The sequence below is a fragment of the Candidatus Palauibacter sp. genome (genome assembly GCF_965222475.1).
GTDB lineage: Bacteria > Gemmatimonadota > Gemmatimonadetes > Palauibacterales > Palauibacteraceae > Palauibacter.
Genome location: NZ_CBDCUB010000007.1, coordinates 210,847 through 235,269, shown reverse-complemented (window position 1 = coordinate 235,269; position 24,423 = coordinate 210,847). Strand labels below are relative to the sequence as shown.

The 24,423-nt window shown below is 69.4% G+C and carries 18 protein-coding genes; 11 read left to right on the top strand and 7 right to left on the bottom strand.

Annotated features, from left to right (window positions below; genetic code table 11):
- The first annotated feature begins 15 nt into the window (after nucleotides 1-15).
- Together ACOQPP_RS12975 and ACOQPP_RS12970 are read left to right on the top strand one after the other, a co-directional pair.
- Nucleotides 16-1,842: an amidohydrolase gene (locus tag ACOQPP_RS12975; RefSeq protein ID WP_419166083.1), complete on the top strand. Its 1,827-nt coding sequence runs from the start codon at nucleotides 16-18 to the stop codon at nucleotides 1,840-1,842.
- Nucleotides 1,843-2,216: 374 nt separating this feature from the next.
- Nucleotides 2,217-2,411, top strand: a complete 195-nt coding sequence (locus ACOQPP_RS12970; RefSeq protein ID WP_419166084.1) for a hypothetical protein — start codon at nucleotides 2,217-2,219, stop codon at nucleotides 2,409-2,411.
- Here the strand turns inward: ACOQPP_RS12970 and ACOQPP_RS12965 are convergent.
- Both ACOQPP_RS12965 and ACOQPP_RS12960 read right to left on the bottom strand, forming a co-directional pair.
- The gene (locus ACOQPP_RS12965) at nucleotides 2,386-2,865 is read right to left on the bottom strand and encodes a thiol-disulfide oxidoreductase DCC family protein (protein ID WP_419166085.1); all 480 of its coding nucleotides are present in this window, start codon (nucleotides 2,863-2,865) and stop codon (nucleotides 2,386-2,388) included. The genes ACOQPP_RS12970 and ACOQPP_RS12965 overlap by 26 nt on opposite strands.
- Nucleotides 2,862-5,210 carry a choice-of-anchor B family protein gene (locus tag ACOQPP_RS12960; protein ID WP_420636713.1) on the bottom strand — a complete coding sequence of 783 codons (2,349 nt, stop codon included), beginning with the start codon at nucleotides 5,208-5,210 and terminating at the stop codon, nucleotides 2,862-2,864. Before ACOQPP_RS12960 ends, ACOQPP_RS12965 begins: the two co-directional genes overlap by 4 nt.
- Nucleotides 5,211-5,403: 193 nt before the next feature.
- On the opposite strand from ACOQPP_RS12960, the gene ACOQPP_RS12955 reads away from it, so the two are divergent.
- Nucleotides 5,404-7,473 (top strand): S9 family peptidase, encoded by a 2,070-nt coding sequence (locus ACOQPP_RS12955; RefSeq protein WP_419166087.1) that lies wholly within the window; start codon nucleotides 5,404-5,406, stop codon nucleotides 7,471-7,473.
- Nucleotides 7,474-7,580: 107 nt separating this feature from the next.
- Here ACOQPP_RS12955 and ACOQPP_RS12950 read toward each other — a convergent pair whose 3' ends face one another.
- Together ACOQPP_RS12950 and ACOQPP_RS12945 are read right to left on the bottom strand one after the other, a co-directional pair.
- The gene (locus tag ACOQPP_RS12950; protein ID WP_420636712.1) at nucleotides 7,581-7,940 is read right to left on the bottom strand and encodes a hypothetical protein; all 360 of its coding nucleotides are present in this window, start codon (nucleotides 7,938-7,940) and stop codon (nucleotides 7,581-7,583) included.
- 132 nt (nucleotides 7,941-8,072) lie between these two features.
- A complete protein-coding gene (locus ACOQPP_RS12945) occupies nucleotides 8,073-10,715 on the bottom strand; it encodes a M14 family zinc carboxypeptidase (RefSeq protein WP_419166089.1) in 2,643 nt (880 codons plus the stop codon).
- Nucleotides 10,716-10,864: 149 nt separating this feature from the next.
- Here ACOQPP_RS12945 and ACOQPP_RS12940 point away from each other — a divergent pair, with 149 nt between their 5' ends.
- From ACOQPP_RS12940 to ACOQPP_RS12920, 5 genes are all read left to right on the top strand, one after another.
- Nucleotides 10,865-12,139: an NRAMP family divalent metal transporter gene (locus ACOQPP_RS12940; RefSeq protein ID WP_419166090.1), complete on the top strand. Its 1,275-nt coding sequence runs from the start codon at nucleotides 10,865-10,867 to the stop codon at nucleotides 12,137-12,139.
- A 7-nt stretch (nucleotides 12,140-12,146) separates the two neighbouring features.
- Nucleotides 12,147-12,977, top strand: a complete 831-nt coding sequence (locus ACOQPP_RS12935; protein ID WP_419166091.1) for an MOSC domain-containing protein — start codon at nucleotides 12,147-12,149, stop codon at nucleotides 12,975-12,977.
- A gap of 114 nt (nucleotides 12,978-13,091) precedes the next feature.
- Nucleotides 13,092-14,405, top strand: a complete 1,314-nt coding sequence (locus tag ACOQPP_RS12930; RefSeq protein ID WP_419166092.1) for a Na+/H+ antiporter NhaC family protein — start codon at nucleotides 13,092-13,094, stop codon at nucleotides 14,403-14,405.
- A 51-nt stretch (nucleotides 14,406-14,456) separates the two neighbouring features.
- Entirely contained in the window at nucleotides 14,457-15,521 is a 1,065-nt protein-coding gene (locus ACOQPP_RS12925) for a carboxypeptidase regulatory-like domain-containing protein (RefSeq protein WP_420636711.1), read from the top strand.
- A 29-nt stretch (nucleotides 15,522-15,550) separates the two neighbouring features.
- The gene (locus ACOQPP_RS12920; protein WP_419166094.1) at nucleotides 15,551-16,156 is read left to right on the top strand and encodes a DUF2911 domain-containing protein; all 606 of its coding nucleotides are present in this window, start codon (nucleotides 15,551-15,553) and stop codon (nucleotides 16,154-16,156) included.
- A gap of 206 nt (nucleotides 16,157-16,362) precedes the next feature.
- Here the strand turns inward: ACOQPP_RS12920 and ACOQPP_RS12915 are convergent, their stop codons facing one another.
- Nucleotides 16,363-16,485, bottom strand: coding sequence for a hypothetical protein (locus ACOQPP_RS12915; protein WP_419166095.1), 123 nt, complete (start codon nucleotides 16,483-16,485; stop codon nucleotides 16,363-16,365).
- 668 nt (nucleotides 16,486-17,153) lie between these two features.
- Between ACOQPP_RS12915 and ACOQPP_RS12910 the strand changes: the two genes are divergently transcribed.
- Nucleotides 17,154-17,699, top strand: a complete 546-nt coding sequence (locus ACOQPP_RS12910) for a hypothetical protein (protein ID WP_420636710.1) — start codon at nucleotides 17,154-17,156, stop codon at nucleotides 17,697-17,699.
- Between the two features lie 3 nt (nucleotides 17,700-17,702).
- Here the strand turns inward: ACOQPP_RS12910 and ACOQPP_RS12905 are convergent, their stop codons facing one another.
- Nucleotides 17,703-18,302: a GNAT family N-acetyltransferase gene (locus ACOQPP_RS12905; protein WP_420636709.1), complete on the bottom strand. Its 600-nt coding sequence runs from the start codon at nucleotides 18,300-18,302 to the stop codon at nucleotides 17,703-17,705.
- Nucleotides 18,303-18,345: 43 nt separating this feature from the next.
- A complete protein-coding gene (locus tag ACOQPP_RS12900) occupies nucleotides 18,346-19,635 on the bottom strand; it encodes an amidohydrolase family protein (protein WP_420636708.1) in 1,290 nt (429 codons plus the stop codon).
- An 85-nt stretch (nucleotides 19,636-19,720) separates the two neighbouring features.
- On the opposite strand from ACOQPP_RS12900, the gene ACOQPP_RS12895 reads away from it, so the two are divergent.
- Nucleotides 19,721-20,971, top strand: coding sequence for a PQQ-dependent sugar dehydrogenase (locus ACOQPP_RS12895; RefSeq protein ID WP_420636707.1), 1,251 nt, complete (start codon nucleotides 19,721-19,723; stop codon nucleotides 20,969-20,971).
- Between the two features lie 3 nt (nucleotides 20,972-20,974).
- Nucleotides 20,975-24,178 carry a leucine-rich repeat domain-containing protein gene (locus tag ACOQPP_RS12890; protein WP_420636706.1) on the top strand — a complete coding sequence of 1,068 codons (3,204 nt, stop codon included), beginning with the start codon at nucleotides 20,975-20,977 and terminating at the stop codon, nucleotides 24,176-24,178.
- Nucleotides 24,179-24,423 lie beyond the last annotated feature (245 nt).

Genomic DNA, 24,423 nt, shown 5'->3' with positions numbered 1-24,423 from the left:
CTTCGAGGACACGTCATGAAGAAGTGGAACATCGCCGCGCTCGTCGTGCTGGCCGCCTGCGGGACCGCGGGACCGGAGGACCCGGCCGACCTCGTGCTGATCAACGGGGACGTGTACACGCTCGACGCCGAGCGGCCGGCCGCCGAGGCGATCGCGATCCGCGGGGAGCGCATCGCGGTCGTGGGCGCGAACGCGGAGGCCGAGGCGCTGGTGGGGCGCGACACGCGCGTCATCGATCTGGACGGGGCCTTCGTCTCGCCGGGGTTCAACGATGGCCATGTGCATGTCGAGAGCACGGGGGCCTTGATCGTGGGCGTCAACCTGCTGGAAGTCCACGAGCCGGAGGGTTTCCGCGACGAGATCGCGCGGGCCGCGCAGCGACTCGCCCCCGGGAGCTGGATCACGCGCGGCGACTGGGGTGCCTATGAGCAGTGGGAGGCGGGATCGACCGGCCGCGAAGGGGAGGGCGGCGATGCGGAGGCCGGCGATTCGAGTGCCAACGGGCCGTTCACGCCGCACCGCGACCTCATCGACGACGTGACCCCGGACCACCCCGTCCTCGTCAACCGCTTCGACCGTTCGATGTACCTCGCCAACAGCCTCGCCCTCGAGATGGCCGGCATCACGGACGCCACGCCAGCGCCCCCGGGCGGCACGATCGCGAGGGGCGAGGACGGCCGGGTCACGGGCATCCTCACCGGCTCCGCCGTCGACCTCGTCCGGGCCGCCATCACGCCCAAGTCGTTCGAGCAGCGTCTCACCGAGGTCCGCGCCGTGCTGCAGGAGGCCCGTGAGGGCGGCGTGACCACGATCCAGGACATCACTTCCTCGCAGCAGCTCCGCGCATACCAGGAGTTGCGGGCGCGCGGCGAGCTGACCGCCCGCATCAACATCCGTCCCTCGCTCGACAACGTGACCCATACCGGCGGGCTCGGGATCACGCGCGGCTTCGGCGACGACTGGCTCCGCTTCATCGGCTACAAGGCGTGGGTCGACGGGATCATGGGCGGTTCGAGCGCCATGTTCTACGAGGAATACGACCACGCGCCCGGCAACTTCGGGATCGTGCGTCAGATCATGCTTCCCGAGGGCGTCGACGGTCTCGCGCTGTCGCTGGCCCGGGACCAGAACTACACCGAGTTCCCGCAGGGCAACCTCCAGCGGCTCATGGAGGAGGCGGTCCCGACCGGCCTCCCGCCGCACATCCACGCGATCGGCGACAAGGCGGTGAAGATCCTCCTGGACCTGTTTGAGGCCGTGTTGAGCGAGCACGACATGATCGAGGCGGACCACCGCTGGCGGATGATCCATGCGCAGGTCGTGGAAGAGGCGGACTTCCACCGTTTCGGCGAACTCAACCTCGTGGCGGAGGTGAACCCGTACCACATATCGGACGACATGCGCTGGATGGAGGAGAGGATCGGCTCCGAGCGGTCTCTGGGCGCATACGCGTTCCGCGCCTTGAAGGACGCGGGGGCGGTGCTCGTGTTCGGGAGCGACAGCCCGGGCACGAACGCGGCCCGCTACTTCCTGCATCCGAAGTACGGGCTGTACGCGGCGGTGAGCCGGCAGACGCTCGGCGGCGAGCCGGCGGAGGGCTGGTTCCCGGAGCAGCGGCTGACGATCGAGGAGGCGATCGAGGCCTACACGCGGAACCCGGCGTGGGCGTCGTTCGAGGAGGAGATCAAGGGCACGCTGACGCCCGGCAAGCTGGCGGACATTGCGGTGTTCGACGTGGACCTGATCGAGGCCGGGCGGAACGACCCCGCGCGGCTGCTCGACGCCGAGGCGCTGTACACGATCGTCGGGGGGCGCGTCGTCCACGAGCGTGGCGCCCCGTAGCTGCTTTACGGATCCGCGAGCCCGCAATAGGTTGAAACGTAGAGGGATAGGTGGAGGCGCGGGGAATCGAACCCCGCCGGTTGGGTGTCAAGTCCGGAACCGGGTACACCAGTACCGTCCCCGCCGACCCTCCGTTCGAGGGGAAGGTGGAGGCGCGGGGAATCGAACCCCGCCGGTTGAGTGTCAAGCCCGCACCGGGTACACCAGTACCGCCCCCGCCGGACCCTCCCTCCAGCGATCCCTTCAGGCAGTGTCGGAGGGTCCCGCAGGAGTGTCCGTTGCGGACGCATCCCGCTATCAAGCGGCCGAGCCGAGCCAGCGCGGTGTTCTCGGCGAGGATTTCTACGCGGAGGTGTCGAGCGAGGAGAGTCAGCGTGATAGTCGACGGAAGGTTGAGCGAACAGGTACGAGATCTGTTCGGGACATCCTCACTTGAGGAGGCTGTCGATCACGCGCTGCGCGAGGTCCTCTGCCGCGACGCGCGAAGCCGTGAGGTGGAAGCCCTCGCGAGGATGGAAGGACTCGACCTGTCGGACGAGCAGGTCATGGCGCGCTGCTGGCGCCAGTGAGCTCGTCCCCGGCGTCGAGAAACCGCCAGCTTTCCTCGGTCTGTGGAAGTTCGCAGGCCGTCTTCCGGCCGAACCAGCGGTAGCGGTTCCGGGCCACGAACCGGTAGGCGAGATCGCGCAGCGGGGCGGGGACGACGAGGAATGCCGCGACCAGCGGCCACCCCCGGTCGAGACCCGCCGCGATACGGAGGGCGGCGGCGCTCCTGCGATAGACCCTTCCGTTCGCAACCAGGACCAGCGACTGGGGCGGCTCGTCGGGGTCCGGCCCTTCCGAACCAGGTCCGGCGAGAATCCGTCGACCGGCCTCGGACTGCAGGGAAGCGAAGCGGAACCGGCCACGCCGGTCCCGGGGGATGATGAAATGGACGGCGCCCGCACACAGGTTGCAGACGCCGTCGAAGAGGACGATCGGACCCTCGTAGCTCAGGTCGGCGGGCCGAGCCGCGTCGTTCACGGCACGAGGCGCGGTCTCGCCATGTTCTTGAGCAGGAAGAGGCCGTCGCCCGTCCCGGTCACGGCGATCGTCCCGCTCGCGAAGTACGGGTAGTTGCTCCACGACGCGCCGCCCTCGTAGGGCGAGGTGTCGAAGAAACCGATCTCGACCGGGTTCTCTGGGTCCGAGATGTCGAGCACGCGGAAACCCGCCGAGTAGTTCGACTGGTACATGAGGTCGCCGACGATGTAGAGGTTGTGGTCGGTGGCCGTCGTCTCGGCGATGTATTCGGTGACGAGGATCGGGTCGTCGAGATCCGTCACGTCCCACACCAGCGTCCGCGTCCCGGCCACGAGACCCTGGGGTTCGTCTCCCTCGTCGTTCATGTAGAAGTAGCGGTGGTCGTCGGTCAGCCAGCCCTGGTGCGCATAGGCCACGTTCGGATAGCGGATCGTGGCGAGGCCGGTCGGCGCGTCCTTGTCGCTGACGTCAACGATGTTGAACTGCAGTTCGTTCGAGCCGAGGCAGATCTCCTTGCCCGCGTGCTCGCTGTCGGGGCCGCGGTAGGTGACGCACTGCGCGTCGTGTACGTAGCCCGTGCCCCGCCGTCCCGTCCCCTCCTGTGCGAAGCAGCCCGCGAAGACGGGTAGGGCCGGCTCCCCGAGATCGATCATGTGGAGACCGCCGCCGCAGGTCTCGCCGCCCCCGCTGTTCCCGACGGCATAGGCGAAACCGGTTTCCTCGTTGATGACGATGTTGTGGGCCGAGTGGATCCCGTCGTAGAGGAAGGTCTCCTCGAACGACACGGGCTCATCGCCTACGTCCCGGAGTTGCCGGAGATCGAAGACCTGCACGCCGTGCTCGAGGGCGGCGTCCGCCACGATGTAGGCGTGGTCGCGGTACACCTTGATGTCGCGCCAGATCATGTGTCGGGAACCATCGGTGGCCGGCAGGTCGCCGAGGAAGCGGGGGTTGTAGGGGTCGCTGACGTCGACGAACGAGGTGCCGTCGGTGCGGCCGACGATCGCGATCTCGCGGCCCGTCTCGGGGTCGGTCCAGCCCCAGATGTCGTTGACGCGCGTGGCGCGGGTGCCGCCGAGGTCCTTGATCGGCATGAAGGCCGTGATGTTCACGTCCCGGCACTCGAATACATCCGCGTGCCCATCCGTGCACTCGATCTCCTCGCCGGCGATGGCGGGGAAGCCGCGATAGTCGTTGACAAGGGTGCCGCCCGCCTCCCAGGTGCCGCTGCCGGACCGCTCGTAGACGACAGCGGCACCGGCGCGCGAATCCATCCCCGTCGCTCCAATGACGAGTTGGTCACCGGATCGAATGGCCGCGCCGGCGAAGCCGGAACGCTCCCCGAGCGGCGAGCGCATCAGCACGGACGCCTCGCTCCAGCGGCCATCCCCGTCGCGCCGGTAGGCGTACAACGTGCCCGCGCCGAACGAACTGCCCGACGCCCCGATGAGCATCGCGTCGCCATCAAAGCCGATCGAAGATCCGAACTGCGCGTTGGGTTCGGGCAGCAGCGGCCCGAGCCGCGCTTCGAGCGCCCAGCCCTCCGGCCCGCGCGCGAAGGCGAACACCGCTCCGCCGCTCTCCCTGAGCATCGGGGCGCCCACGAGCGCGAAGCCGTCGCGGACCGCGAGTGCGGCGCCGAAGCCGCTGCGTTCCGGCAGTGAAGGCGCCTCAAGCGAGCCGGGGGCTGCCCAGCCGCCCGAGCCGTCGCGCGCGAACCCGAACACGGCGGGAGGCGCGCCCTCATCCTCACGCGCACTCACGAGGAGCGTACCGCCGTCGAGCGCCAGCGCCGCGCCGAAGCCGGAGGCGGCCACACCGTCCGGCGGCCGCACGGCCCCGCCGGCGGTCACTCCCCCGTCCGGGCCGACGGCGTAGGAGAACACGGCCCCGCGGCCGCTGTCCGCCCCCGGTGCGGCCACGATGGCCACGTCGTCGCCGAGGGCGATCGCGCTCCCGAACGCACTCGCGTCCCCCGGCGCTTCAAGCCGGGCGGCCTGCTCCCAGCCGCCCGACCCGTCCGCCCGGAACACGTAGACCGCCCCGGCGCCGTCCCCTTCGAGCGGCGCGCCCGCCCACAACCACTCCCCGCGGGCAGCGATCGCGCGCCCGAAGCCGTCCGGCACCCGTATCTCGTCCGACACCGTGACTTGGCCCGTCTCGGCCCAGCCGTCGGCCGTTCGGCCGAAGACCCACACGATCCCCGACATCGTCCCGTTGCCGGCTTCGCCGACCAGCACCTGGTCGCCGCTGACCGCCAGCGCGCCGCCGAACTGCTGCGCGGCGACGCCCGCCGGCAGCGCGAGGACCAGCGCCGCCACCACTGAGAGCACTCTTCGATCCATGAGGCACCTCTTCCGGAATTTCCTCTGTTCAAGCTCGATGCAAGCTGCGCCGGCACCCGACCGACACGCCAGCGTCCGCCGCTTCCCCGGGCACCGCGTCGCACGCCCCCGCGCGGGATACGGTTTCGCCGGGTGCGTTTTCGGGCGTACGTTCAAGGTCTGCACTGAATCCCGCTATCGGCAGGAGGTAGTCATGTATCGCGCCGCCCGCTTCGCTTCCGCGAGCCTGCTTCTTCTCCTCTTCGTCGGGGTCGCGCCGCTCTCGGCCCAGAACGGGGACGGGCTCAAGACCCTCTCCCTCGACATGTACATGGACTGGGAACGGGTCTCGAACCCCCAGATCTCCCCGGACGGCCAGCACGTCGTCTACACGCGCGGCTGGATCGACCAGATCAACGACCGCTGGGAGTCCACGCTCTACATCATGAACGCCGACGGCACCCGAAAGCGCGAGCTGATCGATGGCTCCGGCGCGATCTGGTCCCCGGACGGGACGCGCATCGCCTTCACGGCGGCCGGCGAGCCGGAGGGCTCGCAGATCTTTGTGCGCTGGATGGACGCGGAGGGCGCGACCACCCAGATCACGCGGCTGGAGCACTCCCCCGGCAGTCTCCGCTGGTCGCCGGACGGCACGCAGATCGCGTTCACGATGCTGGTCGAGGACGAGGAGAGCTGGCCGATCGACATGCCGAGCCGCCCGGACGGGGCCCAGTGGACGGAAGGTCCCAAGATCGTCACTCGCATGGACTATCGTCAGGACCGGCGCGGGTACGTGGACCAGGGTCACTCCCACATCTTCGTCGTCCCGGCGGACGGCGGGACGCCGCGGCAGCTCAGCGACGGCACCTGGAACCACAGCAACCCCCAGTGGAGCGCGGACGGGAGCGAGATCTACTTCTCGTCGCTGCGCGAGGAGGACTCCGAGTATAACTGGCGGGAGTCCGAGATCTACGCCGTGAGCGTGGCCTCGGGTTCGATCCGGCAGCTCACGACGCGGCGCGGGCCGGACGGGGGCGCCTATCCCTCGCCCGACGGCAGCCTCGTCGCCTACGCGGGGCAGGACTGGAACGACGACACGTACCGGAACTCCCACCTCTACGTGATGAACCCCGACGGCTCGGGGGTGCGGCAGATCTCGGGAGACTTCGACCGCGGCATGCGGGGGAGTCCACAGCTCATGTGGGCGCCGGATGGGAGCGGGGTCTACTTCAACGTGAACCGTGAAGGCACGCGCAACCTGCACTTCGCTTCGGTCGACGGGGGCGTGACGCAGGTCAGCAACGGCAACCACCTCCTGAGCCTGAGTTCCTTCACCCGGGGCGGTGCCGCGGTCGGCACGCTGACCGAGCCGCACGGTCCCGGCGATGTCGTCTCCTTCGATCTGGACGACGGCGGCAACGTCATGCAGCTCACGCACGTGAACGACGACGTGCTGGCCGGGGTCACCCTCGGCGAGGTGGAGGAGATCTGGTACAAGTCGGTCGACGACTGGGACATCCAGGGCTGGATCGTGAAGCCGCCCGACTTCGACCCGTCGAAGACATACCCGCTGATTCTGTCGATTCACGGCGGGCCGCACGGGATGTACAACACCGGGTTCAACTTCGGCTGGCAGGAGCACGCGGCGAACGGCTACGTCGTCGTCTACACGAACCCGCGCGGCAGCTCCGGCTACGGCACCGACTTCGGGAACGCGATCAAGAACGCGTATCCCTCGCAGGACTTCGACGACCTGATGGCGGGCGTCGATGAGGTCGTGGCTCGGGGGTACGTCGATGAGGATAACATGTTCGTGTACGGCTGCTCCGGCGGCGGCGTGCTCACCTCGTGGGTCGTCGGGCACACGGACCGCTTCCGCGCGGCCTCGGCGAACTGCCCGGTCACGAACTGGCTCTCGTTCGTGGGGACGACGGACGGCCCCGGCTGGTATCGCAACTTCGAGAACTTCCCGTGGGACGACCCCTCGGAGCACCTGCGCCGCTCGCCGCTCATGTACGTGGGCAACGTCACCACCCCCACCATGCTGATGACGGGGGAGATGGACCTGCGGACGCCGATGCCGCAGACCGAGGAATACTACCAGGCGCTCAAGATGGAGCGCGTGCCGACGGCCATGATCCGTTTCCGCAACGAGTGGCACGGGACGAGCAGCACGCCCTCGAACTTCCTGCGCACGCAACTCTTCCTGCGCAGCTGGTTCGAGCGCTTCGGCACCCACGACGACGGCGACGCGAGGGCGGTATCGGAGGACGCCGGCTCCTAGCACACGACGCCCCGGCACCCGCGCCAGGTTTCCAGCGCGGCACCGCGGACGCCCCGTTCGACACCGGTTCGGACGGGGCGTCGCGCGTCAGGCGGCGGCGCTGCGCGTCAGTTCCCGGCGTCTCCCGCCAGCTTGCCGTAGACGAAGCCCACCACGCCCCAGCCGGCGATGAGCAGGATCGAGCCGATGATCGCCGCCACCAGCTCCACGTCTCCCCTCAGCCATCCGTAGACGTTGGTGAAGATCACCTGCGAGATCGCGATGATCACGGCCGCCCTGACGGGGTCGCCCAGCGACCGGTTGACCCAGTCCAGGAAGCACGTCGCCACGAGGCAGGTCACGACGATCGCGACCCAGCCGGGCATCGTGGCCCCCGCCACGGGTATGTACACGAACCGGTACAGGACGTAGAAGAGGACGATCATGGCGACGAGCGCGCCGGCTTGCGCCTTGATGCGTGGGTTCATGATCCGACTCCTTTCTCGTTCAATCGTGGTTTGGCAATGCTCGCGATCGTGCTTTTGCAATTTACGGAGCCTGCGGAAGGATCTTCCGGCGCCTGTCGCCGGGCGGGCGGCGCTCCGGCCGAAGATTCCGGTCTATCGCCCCGGTCCGAGCAGGACGGCGTTCATGAACAATAGTTGCGTCGCCTCGGCATACGCGCGGTAGTTCGGGTCCTCGGCGAAGGCCACCAGTTGGCCTCGTCCCACGGACTGATGTAGGAGGAAAGCCTTGCTGGCCAGTTGCGGCCGCGACTCCTCCCACACGATCCCGCTGAGGACGAGGTTCTCGAGGTCGGCGTAGCGGCCGACGTTCGTGCCCTCGTCGAGCGTGATCGGACGGAAGACGCGGGAGCCCTCGACGAGGACGCCGATCTCGCCGTCGGTGCCGGCGGTGAGCCAGTGCTCCGTGTCGAGCAGCGTGCGCAGGATCGCGCCCGGCACGCCTTCCGGCGATTCGTCCTCGGGGGAGATCGCGTCGAGGTATTCGATGGGCTGCTCCGGGGTGTCGGGTTCGGGCGGATCGTCGCCCTCGACCCGCCCGCCCCGGCGCTCCGTCTCGGTGTCGAGGAGGCCAGCCCGCGAGGCCCAGCGCGAGGACTCGGCCATCGTGATCAGGGTGCCGCCATCGCGCATCCAGGCCCGTAGGCCGTCGAGGAGCCCGTCGCCCACGACGCCGCCGTAGTTGCCGCTCGGGAAGACGATCACGTCGTAGTCGGTCAGCCGCGCGCGGCCGAGGCTCGACGCCCGCACGGCGGTCGTGCGCTGGCCGTAGCGCCGCTCGAGGACGTAGCGGGCCCAGCCTACGGAGAGGCTCCGGCCCGGGGCGTCGTACACGAGGAGCACGCGCGGCTCGCGCAGCGCCCGGACGCGGCGGCTCCCGAGCGACATGCCCTCGCGCACGTACGCGTCGTCGATGGGCACCACCTCGGCGCGGTGCCGGGCGGCGATGCCGGCCAGGCGCTGCCGCAGGTCCGGGCCGTTCTCGCCCGCCCGGACGATCGCCGTGCCGACGCCGAAGCGGCGGTCGTCCAGCGTGAACTCCGCGCCGGCCGCCCGGACACGGATGCCCTCTCGGAGCGCTTCGACCACCGCCGCGGCCCCGTTCGTGCCCCACGGCAGCAGGTATCCGACGAGCGCTTCGGGCAGCGCGGGCACGTCCGCCGCGGGCACGTCCGCCGCCGCCCCGCCCGCCTCGAGCGGGCCCTCCCCCGTCGCGATGGCCTCGCCGCGGGCGCCGGTGGCGGGCGTCTCGATCGCCTCGACGTCCCACAGCAGCGCCTGGCTCCACGCGGTCAGATCGTAGATCTCGTCCGGCTGCCGGTTCGCGCGGCGCTCGATCTGCCGCCGCACGAAGTCCTCCTCCATGGGGACGTGCGCGTCGAGGAGGTTGTGGATAAAACGGTGCGTCGGCTGGTCGAGCGGCACGATGAAGCTCGCGTCCGCGGCCAGCGTCCGGTCGCCGACGGTCACCGGCCCGGAGGCGCGAAACACCCCGATCCCGTTCTCCGCCAGCAGCCCGGCGAGCCGCTCCGCCATCCCCGGGTCGTGCGCGGAGTGCAGCACGATCTCGGCCGCCCCCCGCTCCCCGAGGGCGATCCCCTCGCGCCGGAACGCGAGATAGTCGCGCAGGATCCGATCCCGGTTGCGGGCGGCGGTGAGGGCGGTCTCGATCGCCGCCGTGAAGTGGTGCAGGACGCCGTCGCCGTACGTGAGCAGGTCGCCGTCCGACCGCCGCAGCGTCAGCGCCCGGGCGCTGGCCTGCTCGTACGTCATCCCCAGGGCGCCGTGGCCCATGGGCCACATGTCCACGTAGCCGGGATAGAAGAGGTCGTACACGTCCCGGTTGAAGTACGCGAACCCGCGCGCGTCGAATCGGGCCCCGATCGCCTCCCCGAACACGTCCATGAGCGCGATCTGCCGCTCGCCGTACCAGGGGTTGGAGGGCGGCGCCGTGGGCGGGAAGAAGTACGTCGCGTCCCCTCCCATCTCGTGCAGGTCCGCCACGATGTGGGGCCGGAACTCGAGGAAGATGTCCACCTTCCCGCGCGTCTCGGGCTGGCTCTGGATGAAGAGGTCCCGGTTGAGGTCGAACAGGTAGTGGTTCCCGCGCCCGCCGGGCCACGGCTCGTCGTGTTCCGCGGACACGCCGGCCTCGTCCGGCCACCGGGCCTGGGCGATCTGGTTCTGGTACACGAAGCGGTTGCGCCCGTCCGGATTCTCCATGGGGTCGATCAGAACGAGGGACTCCGACAGGATGAGATCGATGTCCGGATCTCCGATGTCCGCGAGCAGGTGGTAGGCCTCGGCCATGGAGGCTCCGCTCGAGCTGATCTCGTTCCCGTGCACGCCGTGCATGAGCGCGGTGACGACCGGAAGCTCGGCCAGGAGCGCCTCGGCCTCCGCGTCGGAGAGCCCGCGCGGATCGGCGAGCCGGGCGATCCCGGCCTTCACCTCCTCAAGCCGCCCCATCCGTTCCGGCGAACCGATGACGAGGACGACGAGGGGCCGGCCCTCCCAGCTCTCGGCGTAGCGGATGAGTCGCGTCCGCTCGGGGGCCGCGGCGGCGAGCGCCTCCATGTAGCGGATCACATCATCGGGCGGCGTGACGGCCTCGCGGAAGCCGTGTCCCGCCACCTCTTCGAGCGTCGGGATGTCGGGGTCGTAGCGCGCTCCGGGGGCGAGTTCCTGCGCCTGGGCGGGCAGCTGGATCGCGGCGGCGAGCGCGAGCGTGGATAGCACGGGGCACTTCTCCCGGGTTCGGGGAACGGACGGACGGCGACTCACTATTGCACGATCCGCGCGGCGTTGCACCATGGGGCGATCAAGGTTCATCCTCAGGTTCGCCCGACCTTTGCCCCGCCACCCACGGTCCGGCCGGAGAAGACCCAATGAGCGAACCCGCCGCGCGCACCGGCTCCAGCTTCTGGAAGAGCTTCGGGCCCGGCCTCATCTGGGCCGCGACCTCGGTCGGGGTCTCCCACCTCGTGCAGTCCACGCGCGCGGGCGCGGAGGCGGGGTTCGCCTTCGTCGGCGTGATCGTCTTCGCGCTCGTCCTCAAGTATCCCTTCTTCGAGTACGGGGCGCGGTACGCGGCGGCCACGCGGCGGAGTCTGGTCGAGGGATACCGCGACATCGGGCGCTGGGCGCTGTGGCTCTTCCTCGCCATCACCCTCGTCACCGCGATCATCTCGCTCGCGGCCCTGGCGATGTTCATGGCGTTCCTCACGCGCTACGCCTTCGGCGCGGAGTGGCCGCTGGCGGCGACGGCGGCCGTGCTGATGGGCGCCTGCGCGGCGGTCCTCGTCGTGGGGCGCTTCCGCGGGCTCGATATCACGATCAAGATCCTGCTCGCCATGCTCGTCCTCTCGACCGTGGCGGCGGCGATCGTGGCGGCGCCGCGCGCGGACCTGTCGACGCTCGCCCTCTGGCCGGGCGACATCGTGGGCACCGTCGTCCCGTTCGCGTTCCTCCTCGCCCTCATCGGATGGATGCCGTCGCCCGTCGACGTGGCGGTGTGGAGCAGCCTGTGGACGCTGGCCAAGGACAAGTCGACGGGCGCCCGGACATCGGTCGCGGACGCGAAGCGTGACTTCCTGGTCGGGTTCGTCGGGACCGGTCTCCTCGCCCTCGTCTTCGTGTCGGTCGGGGCCACGGTCCTCTACCAGGCGGATGTGACGCTGAGCGGCGCCGGCGCCGTGTTCTCGACGCAACTGGTCGACATGTACAGCGCGACGCTGGGCTCGTGGTCCCGTCCCATCGTCCTCGTGGCGGCGATGGCGACGATCTTCTCGAGCCTTCTCGCGGTGACGGACGGTTTTCCGCGGGCGATCGAACGCACGCTGGCGAACCTGCGCGGGCGCGTCGCGGCGGAGACCGTCACCCGGGTGGGCAGGGTCTACTGGGGCAGCATGATCGCGCTCCCCGTCATCGCGTTCTTCATCATCCTCGGCTTTTCCGGCAGCCTGACGACGATGGTGGACTTCGCGACGATCGTGGCGTTCCTCACCGCGCCCATCCTCGGGTACTTCAACCTGCGCGCCGTGACCTCGTCCGCGATGCCGGCGGAGCACCGGCCGGGCCGCCGCATGGTGGGTCTTACCTGGGTGGGACTCGTCCTCCTCGGCGGGACCGGCGTCGCCTACCTCGCGTCGCTGCTCCTGTGAGCCGTCCGTGAGCGCCGCGTCAACGGAAGTCGTGGGGCGCGTCGTCCTTCTTCACCGCTACCCCGTGAAGTCGATGGGGGGCGAACGCCTCGAAGCGGTCCGGATAACGCCCCGAGGCGTGGAGGGGGACCGGGCCGGGGCGCTCGTCGACCGCGAGACCGGGCGCGTGGTGAGCGCCAAGCGGCCGCGCACGTGGGGCGCCGTGTTCGGTCTCTCGGCGAGCTTCGAGGGCGGGAACGGGCGGGGGCCGATTCTCGTCGGATTCCAGGACGGGGAGACCGTGTCGAGCGCCGACCGCCGGCGGCTGGAGGCGCGCCTGAGCACGCTGCTGGATCGCGACGTGGCGTTCGCGACCGAGTCGCCGGAGGGCGCGACGTGCGAGTACCACTGGCCCGACATGGACGGGCTGGTGCAGGATGGACGGACGTACCGCGACGAGATCACGTCGTGGGAACTGCCGACCGGAGAGTTCTTCGACAGCTCGAGCCTGCACGTCCTGACCACGGCGAGTCTGGAGCACCTGCGCGGCCTCGTGCCCGGGAGCGATTTCCACCCGGACCGGTTCCGTCCCAACATCATCATCGAGCCGGCCGCCGGCGCGCGGGGGTTCGTCGAGAACGGCTGGGTGGGTCGAGCGCTGCACATCGGCGACGCCCGCATGCGGGTGACCAAGCCGTGCCTGCGCTGCGTCATGGTCACGCTCCCGCAGGGGGATCTGCCGAAGGATCCGCGGGTGCTGCGCGCCGCATTCGACCACAACGAGGGGAACGTCGGCGTGAAGTGCGAGGTGGCCGGGGCGGGCACCGTAAGGGTCGGCGACGAGGTCCGCCTCGGCTAGCAGCGCTCGTGCACCGGCTGCCAGGCCGCCGCTGGGGGCGCGAGATCTTGCCTCCGGGGAAGGGAGTCCCCGCTGGAGCATTTCGGCGCCGTAAGCCTGATCCCGACCGCGGTCGTGCTGGCCGCCGCCATAGCGACGCGCCGGCCGGTCGAGTCGCTCATCGCGGGCGCGATCGCCGGGTTCGTGATCCTGGCACCGAGCGATCCGCTCACGGCGTTCACGGACGGCATGGTCGCCGTCATGCAGAACGAGACGGTGGGCTGGATCATCCTCGTCTGCGCGCTGTTCGGCAGCCTCATCACGCTCCTCGTCCGCGTGGGCGCGGCGGGCCGCTTCGGCGACGCGGCCTCGGAACACATTCGGAGTCGGAGCGGAGCGCTCGCCGTGACGTGGCTGCTGGGGCTCGTCGTGTTCATCGACGACTACCTCAACGTGCTCGCCGTCAGTTCCTCCGTGAAGCGCTTCACCGACCGGCACCGCGTCTCGCGTGAGATGCTCGCCTACGTCGTGGACTCGACCGCCGCGCCGGTGTGCATCCTCGTCCCCATCTCGACATGGGCCGCCTTCTTCGCCGGCCTGCTCGAGGACACCGGATGGGCGCAGCCCGGTCGCGGCCTCGCCCTCTACGCCGACGCGATCCCGTACATGCTGTACGCGTGGATCGCCGTCGCCCTGGCGGTCCTGGTCGGGATCGGCCTCGTCCCGGCGCTCGGTCCGATGCGGAAGGCCGAACGCCGAGCCCGGGAGACGGGCCAGGTCGTGCCGCCGGGCCTCGAGGAGGCCGCACTCGAGGGGGACATCGACGCGGCCGCGGCCGAGCGCGCCCGCCTGTGGCACTTCGTCCTCCCCATCGTGACGCTCGTGGCCGCCACGTGGCTGCTCGACCTCGACATCCTGAAGGGCGTCGTCGTGGCGCTCGGCATCACGCTCATCATGGTGGTGGGGACGAGACTCCTCCATGTGCGCGCGGCGCTCGACACGGCCATGGCCGGGGTCCTCACGATGATCGTGCCGCTGGCGACGGTGTTCGGCGGCTTCCTCCTCAAGGAGGTGAACGACGGACTTGGGCTCACCGCCTATCTCATCGAGACGGTGGAACCGCTGATGACGCCGCGGCTCCTCCCGGCCGTAACCTTCCTCACGATGTCGTTCGTCGCCTTCGCGACCGCTTCGTTCTGGGGCATCTTCGCGGTGGCGATCCCCATCGTGCTGCCGCTCGCGGACTCCGTCGGGGCGGAGATGCCGCTCGTCATCGGCGCGCTCATCTCGGCGAGCGCGTTCGGGAGCCACGCCTGCTTCTACGGCGACTCGACCGTGCTGGCCGCGCGGGGCGCCGGCTGCGGCGTGGTCGAGCACGCGCTCACGCAGCTGCCCTACGCCCTCTTCGCGGCGGGGCTCGCCGCCGCCGGCTTCCTCCTCCTCGCTTGATCCCCGCTGGTGTGACGCCCAGTCTTGGAAGGGCGAGACGGAGGTTCCCGCATGTCCCATCACAGCTTCCTGGCGCGACGACTCCTTGTCCGGAGGATCGTTGCGATCTTCGGAGTTGGCGCCGGAGCCGGGGATCTGGCGGCGCAGGAGCCCGACTGCGACGACCGTGCGGTTCTGGGCGTGGTCGTCCTCGACGAGTCCGGGGCGGTTCCCGTTCCGAACGCGACGGTGATCGTCCGTTGGACCGACAGCGAGCGCGTAAGGCGGCCGGTGCGCGAGGAGGTCGGAGCCGGCGGCCGCCTCGTCCTCTGCGCGCCGCGCGACACGAGGCAGGCCACGCTGTGGGCCGAGTTCGGGGACGCGTCGAGCGAGGAGGCGGTGGTCGTCGTCGTCGCCGGGTTGGCCCACGAAGTGGAACTCGCGCTGCGCTCGGGGCCGGTCAGGACCGGGCGGTTGATCGGCCAGGTGAGGGACGCCCGGACGGATGATCCGGTGACCGCGGCGGCGGTGTCCGTCCCAGGCCGCGAGGAGGTGGCCGAGACCAACCGCCGGGGTCGGTTCGTCATGAGCGGCGTTCCGGCCGGCATGCAGGAACTGAACGTGCGGCACCTCGGGTACGCGCCGCTTTCCCATGTGCTGGAGGTCTCGCCCGGCCTGACCACGGAGATCGAGATCGGCCTGGTCCCCGATCCCGTGGAGATGGAACCGATCGTGGCGACGGCGCTGAGGTTGCGCCGCCTGGAGATCAAGGGCTTTTACGAGCGCAAGTACTGGGGCGAACTTGTCGGCACGGGTATCTTCTACACGGCGGACGACATCGATCGTCGCAGACCGGTGGAGATCTCGCACATGATCGCCGACGAGTCGGGAATCCGGCTTGAGTGCAACCTCCGGCGTACCGACTGCCGGCTGGTGAACACGAGGCTGTCGTCGCCGGTCACGGGCGACTGTCCGCTGAGCTATTTCGTGGACGGCATGCCGGCGAGGGGAATGAAACTGGACGACTTTGTGAGGCCGGTCGAGATCGCGGGCCTCGAGATATACAAGGGACTCGCGTCGGGTCCGGCGGAATTTCCGAGTTCCCGGTGCGGCATGGTCGTGGTCTGGACAAGATAGCGTCGGCAAGAACCTGGGAGGCAAAAGAGATGAAGCGAAGCAGCGCGTGGTACCTGGCAGTCTTCTTCGTCGCGGGGTGCGGTGGGGGATCCGGTGAGGGGGAGATGGCGGAGGCCGAGGCCGGCGACGACATGGCCGCCGCCGAAATGGCGTCCGCCGAACTGAGTTGTGTCGTGATGGGCGACGTCGAGGGGCGGCAGAGCCCGCTCCAGGAGCTTCGGTTCTCGGCCGGCGGTGGCGAGGCCCTCCTCTGCTACGGAGCGCCCTCGGCCCGCGAGCGTGAGATCATGGGCGAACTCGTCCCCTACGGTGAGCCCTGGCGCGTCGGGGCCAACGAGCCCACGACACTGCACCTGTCGGCGGATGCCACGGTCGGCGGGGTCGCGCTCGGGGCAGGGGGCTACTCCCTGTACGCGACGCCCGGCGAGAGCGAGTGGGAGTTCCACCTCAACTCCAACTTCGAGCGCTGGGGGATCCCGATCGACGCCGAGGTCCGCGCCACGGAAGTCGGCAGCTTCACGGCGATGCCCTCGGCGACCGCGGAGATGGTCGAGATGATGACCTTCGAGCACATGGACGGCGCGCTTCGCCTCTCGTGGGAGAACACCCGGATCGACATCCCGCTCGGCATGTAGCATCGGCGCCCGGCGCTAGGTTCGGGGCCGGGCCCGAGCCCCCGATTCCGTACAGCCTGACAAGGGGTCATCGTCGACCCGGATGCCCCCCGGCGCCACCGCTCGTCGAGTCGTGTAAGGTTCGACGCGCTTCCGGCATCTAATACAAGAGGGAAAGGAAGGTTGCCGGGTCCGAGGTAGCTTGTATGATCGAAGTGCTTGCGGATTCATCGCACGACGCCGCGCTCATCACGGAAGCGGTTGGCCGCGCCGCACGGGTCGTGAAGGACGAAGTTCAGTTCGCGAACGGCGACGCTCCCGTCGAGGGTCTCATTGTGGGCTGCCGGCATCCCATTCCGCCGGCGAGGCTCGCGTACTGCGTTTGGGGTCCGTCCGGTCCACCGCGCCGTGGCGTCCGTGCTCCTCGCTTCGATGCTGGCTTCGTTCGTCCCGAGCCCGGTCGGAGCCACGACACCCATGCCGATTCCCACCCCGTGGCGCTCGCACATGACGAGGCGGCTGCCACGACGGCGGCTCAGGGTGCCTGTGCCCCGTACGTGAGTGGCGGCCCTGGGAATCCGGCCATCGGCAGCCTCTCGGGGAGCGACTGCATGAACTTCACCGGGCTCCCGTTTTGGCCCTTCGGTGGGTGCGAGTTGTGTTTCTGTTACTACGATGTCGCATTCGGCAATGGCGACGACGGGACCTACGCCACTTGGGCAGTCGATTGTAGCTTCGTCTAATGATGACATGTTCCTGTCGCGCTCGGCTTGTTGTCGCGTTCGGTGCCTTGCTCGCCGCCGCGGGGTGTGCGGTGGCGAGATGGGCACCGTCACCCATCTCGTGACGGGCGAGAGATGACGAGGTTCCCCGCCCCGAGAGTCGCTGCAGGGGACGAGGTGGGGGAGCCGATGATGGAAGGGGCGCAGGCGTTCGACCTGATCGGCGGTGGGCCCGCGGGCTCGGTTTTGCGGGCCGATTCGCGGTCGATCCGGTCCTCGGCGTCATCCCAGCCAGCATGAGCGAGGGTCATCTCCTCACCGTCGTGGGCGAAGAAACCCTGGACATTCCAAGCCAGGTTCCGCTTCCAGGCGAGCTGGGGTTCGACCTCCTGGCCCGAGCTATGGGCTTCTACTTCCTGTCTTCCCGCGGGGAGAAGGAGTTGGTGCTGGTCGATGACCGGAGTCTCACGCTGTGGCGGGTTCAACTCGAGTACGCACCGCCAGGAATTGTCGGTATCGAGGAAATCGCCCTGCCCCGGTGGCTCCTGGATCGAATGGAGGCAAGCCGCGAACGTACCTTGGAGGCCTTTCGTCACGCTCCGGGGCATGCGTTTGCTTTCAGGGCCATGCGGGCGACCCGCGACGGCGTGTGGCTGGAGCCGGCAGCGTCGGGGATCCGAGGCGTGCTGGTTCCCTACGATGCTGGGGACGTGACGGTCTTATGGCGCGCCGACGAACCGGAGCGCAACAGGAAGAATCTGCTCCGAGACGGAGTCGCCTACATTCTCGAGCGGACGGGCATGTCTCTCTACGAAGTCGTCCCCACCGAATCGCCTCCCTGATTTCTACTTGGCGCTGTGGCGCCAGAGGCGGGTCTCGAGGTGCCGCTTGACGGCGGGCCATTCGTGGTGGAGGACGGAGTACATCACGTCGTCGCGCACGCTGCCGTCGCGGCGTAGCGAGTGATTGCGGAGGACGCCGTCCTTCTTCGCGCCGAGCGCCTCGATGGCCCGCTGGGAGCGCAGGTTCATGCCGTCCGTGCGGAGTCCCAGCACTCCGCACCCCACCGTCTCGAACGCGTGCGTCATGAGCAGGAGCTTGCACGCGGTGTTGACGTGCGTTCGCTGGTGGCTCGCGCCGTACCAGGTGTAGCCGATCTCGACTCGGTCGACGTGCGGCAGGATGTCGTGGTAGCGCGTGGAGCCGATCACGGCGCCCGTCTCCAGGAGCCGGACCGCCCACGGCAGCATGTGGCCGGCGGCCTGACCCTCGAGCGCGGTCTCGATGTAGTCCGTCACCTCGTCCGGGGCGGGGACGAAGGTGAAGAAGAGGTTCCACAACTCGCCGTCCGCCGCCGCCTCGGCGAGCGCGTCCGCGTGCTCGGGACCCAGAGGCTCCAGCCGGACGCTGCGGCCCTCGAGCGTCACGGGTTGAAGTTCGATCATCGAAGCGTCCCGGGGTCGGAGGCGGCGGCCACGGGGCCGGCGGTCACTCGGTTCCCGCGCCGCGCATGCGGGCGCTGATCCCGGCCCGGTCGACCATCGTCCCCCGCAGGTAGATGGCGTCGATCCGCCGCGTGTTCGTGATGTCGTCGAGCGGGTTCGCGTCCAGCACGATGAAGTCGGCGCTCTTGCCCGCCGCGATCTCGCCGAGGTCGTCCCAGCTCATCAGCTCGGCGGATGTCTTCGTCGCCGCCACGATGACGTCGCCCGGCGTCATCCCGGAGCGGACCATGTCCTCCATCTCCTGGTGCGGGGCCCAGGCCGCGTTGCCGTCCGTGCCGAAGGCGATCGTCACGCCGGCCTCGGCGAAGCGGGCCAGGTTCCGCGCCTGGATGCCGAACGACGCCTGCGCGGCGGGATTGTCGACGGACGCCGCCTGCATCTCCGCCAGCTGCCCGGCGGCCACGGTGCCGTCCAGCCAGCTCAGGTCGAGCGCCACCCCCGGCCCGGGGAGGTTGGGGACGAGGACCACCTCCGGGCGCTCCGCCCACAGTTCCATGAGTTCGTCGTCCGCGTCGAGATCCCGCACGCCGTGGGCGAAGACATCGATCCCCGCCTGCAGCAGTCCCTTGGCGTCCTCCAGATAGAAGACGTGCGCCGTCACCATGAGCCCGTGCTGGTGCGCCTCGTCGATGATCGCGCCGTAGAGTTCCGGGGAGAGCCTCTCGTACTGCCCCCCGCGATCGTCGACCCAGATCTTCACGATGTCGACCTGCCGCTCGGCCAGTTCCCGAACCGCGGCCCGCGCCTCGTCCTCCGTCTCGATCCAGTAGGGGACATCGGAGCGACCGGGCTCCGGCATCGTGATCCCGCGGCCGGCCGTCTTGGAACGGGCCGCGTCCGGGACGAGTTCCTCGCGCATCTCGAACCCGACGTTCCCGCTCTCGGTGCCGAGGCTCACGACGGCCCCCGCCCCGTAGTACGCCATGTGCTGGAGTTGCGCGGTCCGCTCGTCGCGTTCGGAGGCGAGGTGGATGTGCGCGTTCACGACCGCGGGCATGACCGTCTTCCCGGAGAGATCGACCCGCTCGGCGCCGGCGGGAACCTCGACCTCGCCGCTCGCCCCGACCGCCGCGAACTGCCCGTCCTCTACGACGAGCACGGCCGACTCGATCACGGAGCCGTCGCCCGTGATCACGCGGGCGCCCTGGAACGCGACCGCGCCGGCGCCATCTTCGGTGCCGTCCGACGCGCAGCCCGCCAGAAGTCCGGCAGTCGGAAGGAGGAGCGCGAGGCGGGTGAGGGTGACCGATGGGGATCTCGTGGTTCGACGCATTTCAACCTCCTGTCAGGCTCTGCTGGGACGCCATTAGTATAGGAGCCCCATTACTCGCGTGTACACGGACGAGGCCGAGCCTGCGATGACCCATATCCCCCGCACCCTGCACCGCTTCGACCGGACCGCTTTCCTGCTGCTGCTCCTGCCATTCGCGGGGTGTGCCGCGGGGGGGCCGGGAGGGGCCGCCAGCGGCGACATCGTCCAGACGGCGCTCCACGATTTCAGGGTCGAGGAGGTGGCCGACGATCTGGTGCGTCCGTTCTCCATGACCTTCACGCCGGAGGGCCTGCTCGTCACCGAGCGGCCGGGGCGGCTCCGCATCATCCGCGATGGCGTCCTCCTGCCCGATTCCGTGGAGGGTCTGCCTCCGATCCGGGCGCTGGGCCGCGGAGCGCGCTCCATGAGCGGCTTCGAGCAGGCGGGACTGCGCGACGCGATCCTCCACCCGGACTTCGCCGCGAACCGGCTGCTCTACCTCAGCTACGTGAAGCCGGGCCCTGACTCGCTGGGCACGATCGCGATCGCCCGGGGCCGGTTCGAGGACGACCGCCTGACCGATGTCGAGGAACTGTTCCACGCGGACGCGTTCGGGAACGGGACCGACCGCAGTTCGATGTGGGGCGGGAGGCTCGCCTTCGACCACGATGGCTACCTGTTCATGACGCTGGGCGACCGGCAATGGCCCTCGGCCGGCGACCTGGAGGCGCACCCGGCGCAGGATCTTTCCAATCACAACGGAAGCACGATCCGCATTCACGACGACGGCCGGATCCCGCAGGACAACCCGTTCGTGGGCCGCGACGGGATCCACCCCGAGATCTGGACGTGGGGCCACCGGAACGCGCAGGGGATGGCGGTCCATCCGGAGACGGGCGAGCTGTGGCAGAACGAACACGGCCCGCAGGGCGGGGACGAACTGAACCTGATCGAGCCCGGCCTCAACTACGGCTGGCCCGTCGTGGGCTACGGCGTGAACTACCGGACCGGCGCGCGCATCCACTCGGGTACGCTCAAGGAGGACATGGCGCCGCCGACCCACATCTGGGTCCCGTCGATCGGCGTCTCCGGGATGCTCTTCTACACCGGCGAAGCCTTCCCCGAGTGGCGCGGGGACATGATTGTCGGTGGCCTCAGCGGGTGTCGTCTGGCGAGGCTGCGGATGGAAGGACGCGAAGTAACGCACGAGGAGACGCTGCTACAGGGGATCGGCCGCATCCGCGACGTGCGCCAGGGACCGGACGGGTTCGTCTATCTCGCCATCGACGGGGAGACGCGAGACGTGGACGGCCCCGCCACCGGCATCGTCCGCCTGGTGCCCGCCGGGCGGCGGTAGCCCATGTCGAAACCGAGGTGGCTCCGCAATCCCGCCATCTGCGTCCTGGCGGTCATGGCCTGCGGGGAATCCGCCCCCACGCAGCCGCCAAGGCCTCCGCCGCCGCCTCCTCCCGCTCCCGTGGCGACATCGATCACGGTCTCCCCGCCCACGGTGACTCTGGGGCGCGGGGGGATCCGGCGTCTGACCGCGACCGTACGCGACCAGCAGGGCCGGCCCATCACCGGCGCCACGGTGACCTGGCAGTCGAACGATCCGGCCACGGCGACCGCCGATGCTGTGGGGCGCGTCACCGGCGTCGCGAGCGGCGAGACGACCATTTCGGCCACGGCCGACGCCGCCATGGCGACCGCGGCGGTGACCGTCGAGGACCGTCTGGCCGACCGGGTCCTCCTCACCGCGCTTTACGAGGCGACGAACCGCACGGGGTGGTCGAACAGGCGCAACTGGGCCAGCAACCGGCCGCTCTCGGAATGGTCCGGGGTCGAGGTGGACGCGGACCTGCGCGTCACGAGGCTGCTCCTCGGCCGGAATGGGCTCGAGGGCCGAATCCCGCCCGAGATCGGCGACCTCTCGCGCCTCACGGAACTCCACCTGTACGACAACCGGCTGACGGGGCCGATCCCACCGGAGATCGGAAAGCTCTCCCAACTCCGGATTCTGTCGCTATGGTCCAACGGACTGACCGGCCCGATCCCGTCCGAGATCGGCGATCTCTCGGTCCTCGATGTGCTGTGGCTGAACGGCAATGAACTGACGGGGGCCATCCCGGCGCGGATTGGCGATCTGGCTGAGTTGACGGTTCTTCACATCCCCGGAAACCAGCTGACCGGGAGGATCCCGTCGGAAATCGGCAACCTCGCGAAGCTTGAGGAGTTACACCTGTCCGACAACGCGCTGGCGGGGCCCCTCCCACGCGAGTTGGGCAGGCTATCCGCGCTCCACGAGTTGGGGCTTTGGGGCAACGAACTGACCGGCTCGATCCCGGCCGAGCTGGGACACCTTTCCGGCCTCGAGCAGCTGTGGCTCAGCACCAACGACCTGACCGGCTCGATCCCGCCGGAGTTGGGTGACCTCTCCCGACTCCGAAGTCTGACAATGAGATCCAACGACCTGGCTGGCGCGATCCCGCCCGAACTGGGAGGCCTCTCGGACCTCGAGGAGCTGCGGCTGAACGGCAACGACCTGACGGGGCCGGTGCCGCCCGGGCTGGGCGACCTGTCCAAACTCCAGATCCTGTTACTCGGAGCCAACCACCTGACGGGCGGGATCCCCGCGCGGCTCGGAGACCTGCCGGGACTGGTGCGGCTTGAGCTGGGAGACAACGACCTCGAGGGTCCCATCCCTTCGGAACTGGGTCAGCTTCGGTCCCTGGCGCGATTGCTGCTGCACCAGAATCATCTGAGCGGAACCATCCCCGGCGCCCTCGGGCATCTGACGAGCCTCCAATACCTCTCCCTGTCACACAACGACCTGTCCGGCCCGGTGCCGGCGGAGCTTTCCGGCCTCGCCGCGCTGACGGAACTGCTGTTGAACGCCAACCCCGAGCTGCGCGGTTTCCTTCCGACCAGTCTCACAGATCTCGGAAGTCTGACCACGCTTCTAGCCGATGGCACGGCCCTGTGCGCGCCCGCGGACGCCGACTTCCTGGCCTGGCTCGGGACGCTCGAGGACCAGCGCGTGGCTCGCTGCCGGAACGACGTCCCGGCCGCGTACCTCGTACAGGCGGTGCAGTCGCGCGAATTCCCCGTTCCCGTCGTCGCGGATCGGCCGGCCCTGCTCCGGGTGTTCCTCACCGCTCCCGATGGGGAGTCGGTGGATTTTCCGCCGGTGCGCGCGCGGCTCTATCTGGGCGGCGACGAGGTCCACGCCGTGGACATCCCGAGCCCGGGCGGCACGGTGCCGGCCGAAGTCGACGAGGGCACCGTCGGCGCGTCGGCGAACGTCGAGATTCCGGCCGGGATCGTTCAACCCGGCCTGGAACTCGTGGTGGAGGTCGATCCCGACGAGACGCTCGGTGCGGGCTCCGGCATCACGAGGCGGATCCCGGAGACCGGCCGCCAGGCCATCGACGTACGAACCGTCCCGCCGCTTGACCTCACGTATCTGCCCGTCCTCCGCCCCGGGCAGGAGGACAGCGGCTTCCTGGAGCGCATCGGGGCGATGACGGAAGACGACACCATGTTCTGGCCAGCGCGCCTGTGGTTGCCCGTTGGGGAGTTCAACCTCGACGTGCGCGAAACCGTGTTCACCTCCGCCGCCACCGGAAGCGAGCTGCTCCGGGAGATCCGGGCGATTCGCGTGCTGGAGGGCGGCGCGGGGTATTACATGGGAGCCATGCCGTCGTATCTGGCGCGCGAGCTCAGGATAGGGGGAGTGGCCTTCCGCCCGGGAAGGAGCAGCCTCGCGCGGCTCGACTCCACCACCGTGGCGCACGAACTCGGACACAACATGACCCTCCGACATGCACCCTGCGGCGACGCCCCCGGGACGGATCCAGCCTTTTCGAACCGGGCCGGCAACATCGGCGCGTGGGGCTTCGACCCCTCCAGCAACTCGTTCGTCCCGCCCGAGACAGCCGACGTGATGTCCTACTGCCGGCCACGCTGGATCAGTGATTTCGACTTCGGCCGGACGCTCGACTACCGCTTGGCGGAGGAGACGGGCGCTGCTTTTGCGGCCGTTGCAGCGGCGAGTCCCGAACGGACCCTGCTGGTCTGGGGCGGCGTCGATGCCGCGGGGCTGCCATTCCTCGACCCGGCGTTCGTCGTCCACGCTCCCCCCGCGCTCCCTCGATCGGCGGGCCCCTACACGCTGACGGGCAGGACCGCCGCCGGTGAGGAGCTGTTCTCGATCGGCTTCGACATGCAGGAGGTGGCGGACGGCGACGGAGGATCGGGATTCGTCTTCGCCCTCCCGGTGTCACCCGCATGGGCGGCCAGACTGAAGGCGATCGAACTCTCCGGACCCGGAGGGATCGCGACGCTCGACGACACGAGCCGTCCGCCCGCGGCCCTCCTTCGAGATCCACGAACGGGCCGGGTCCACGGGATCCTTCGTGACCTCGCGAGCGGAGAGGGTCATCTCGGAACCCTCGCAAGCGTCGCGGCGGACCCCGACGCCATCGCGTCGGTGCTGCGGGACGCGGCGGACCTCGAGATCCTGATCTCGCGCGGCATCCCCGCGCCGGAACAGTGGAGGCGCTAGCTCTGGATCTCAGGATGGTTGTTCACCGGCGCGAGATCTCGAGCAATCATGGGAGTGTCGGTGCCCCTGTGTCGGCCTATGCCAATTGAAAGTCTCATTTTGAATTGGCATAAGGCTTCGCAGGGACCAGCAACAACCCCCAGGCAGCCTCCGGTCTCGCTCCCTCGGGTTGTCGGGTGGAGCGGCTCCAGCACACGCATCGCGATGCCGCAGAGGCACTCGTTCCAGCTCTGGACCTCGGGATC

What these genes read in the sequence shown, in the direction of transcription:
- ACOQPP_RS12975 (WP_419166083.1), top strand. Translation starts at nt 16, where the DNA reads ATGAAGAAGTGGAACATCGCCGCGCTCGTCGTGCTGGCCGCCTGCGGG.
- ACOQPP_RS12960 (WP_420636713.1), bottom strand. Translation starts at nt 5,210, where the DNA reads ATGGATCGAAGAGTGCTCTCAGTGGTGGCGGCGCTGGTCCTCGCGCTG.
- ACOQPP_RS12955 (WP_419166087.1), top strand. Translation starts at nt 5,404, where the DNA reads ATGTATCGCGCCGCCCGCTTCGCTTCCGCGAGCCTGCTTCTTCTCCTC.
- ACOQPP_RS12950 (WP_420636712.1), bottom strand. Translation starts at nt 7,940, where the DNA reads ATGAACCCACGCATCAAGGCGCAAGCCGGCGCGCTCGTCGCCATGATC.
- ACOQPP_RS12940 (WP_419166090.1), top strand. Translation starts at nt 10,865, where the DNA reads ATGAGCGAACCCGCCGCGCGCACCGGCTCCAGCTTCTGGAAGAGCTTC.
- ACOQPP_RS12925 (WP_420636711.1), top strand. Translation starts at nt 14,457, where the DNA reads ATGTCCCATCACAGCTTCCTGGCGCGACGACTCCTTGTCCGGAGGATC.
- ACOQPP_RS12920 (WP_419166094.1), top strand. Translation starts at nt 15,551, where the DNA reads ATGAAGCGAAGCAGCGCGTGGTACCTGGCAGTCTTCTTCGTCGCGGGG.
- ACOQPP_RS12915 (WP_419166095.1), bottom strand. Translation starts at nt 16,485, where the DNA reads ATGCCGGCAGCCCACAATGAGACCCTCGACGGGAGCGTCGCCGTTCGC.
- ACOQPP_RS12910 (WP_420636710.1), top strand. Translation starts at nt 17,154, where the DNA reads ATGAGCGAGGGTCATCTCCTCACCGTCGTGGGCGAAGAAACCCTGGAC.
- ACOQPP_RS12905 (WP_420636709.1), bottom strand. Translation starts at nt 18,302, where the DNA reads ATGATCGAACTTCAACCCGTGACGCTCGAGGGCCGCAGCGTCCGGCTG.
- ACOQPP_RS12900 (WP_420636708.1), bottom strand. Translation starts at nt 19,635, where the DNA reads ATGCGTCGAACCACGAGATCCCCATCGGTCACCCTCACCCGCCTCGCG.
- ACOQPP_RS12895 (WP_420636707.1), top strand. Translation starts at nt 19,721, where the DNA reads ATGACCCATATCCCCCGCACCCTGCACCGCTTCGACCGGACCGCTTTC.
- ACOQPP_RS12890 (WP_420636706.1), top strand. Translation starts at nt 20,975, where the DNA reads ATGTCGAAACCGAGGTGGCTCCGCAATCCCGCCATCTGCGTCCTGGCG.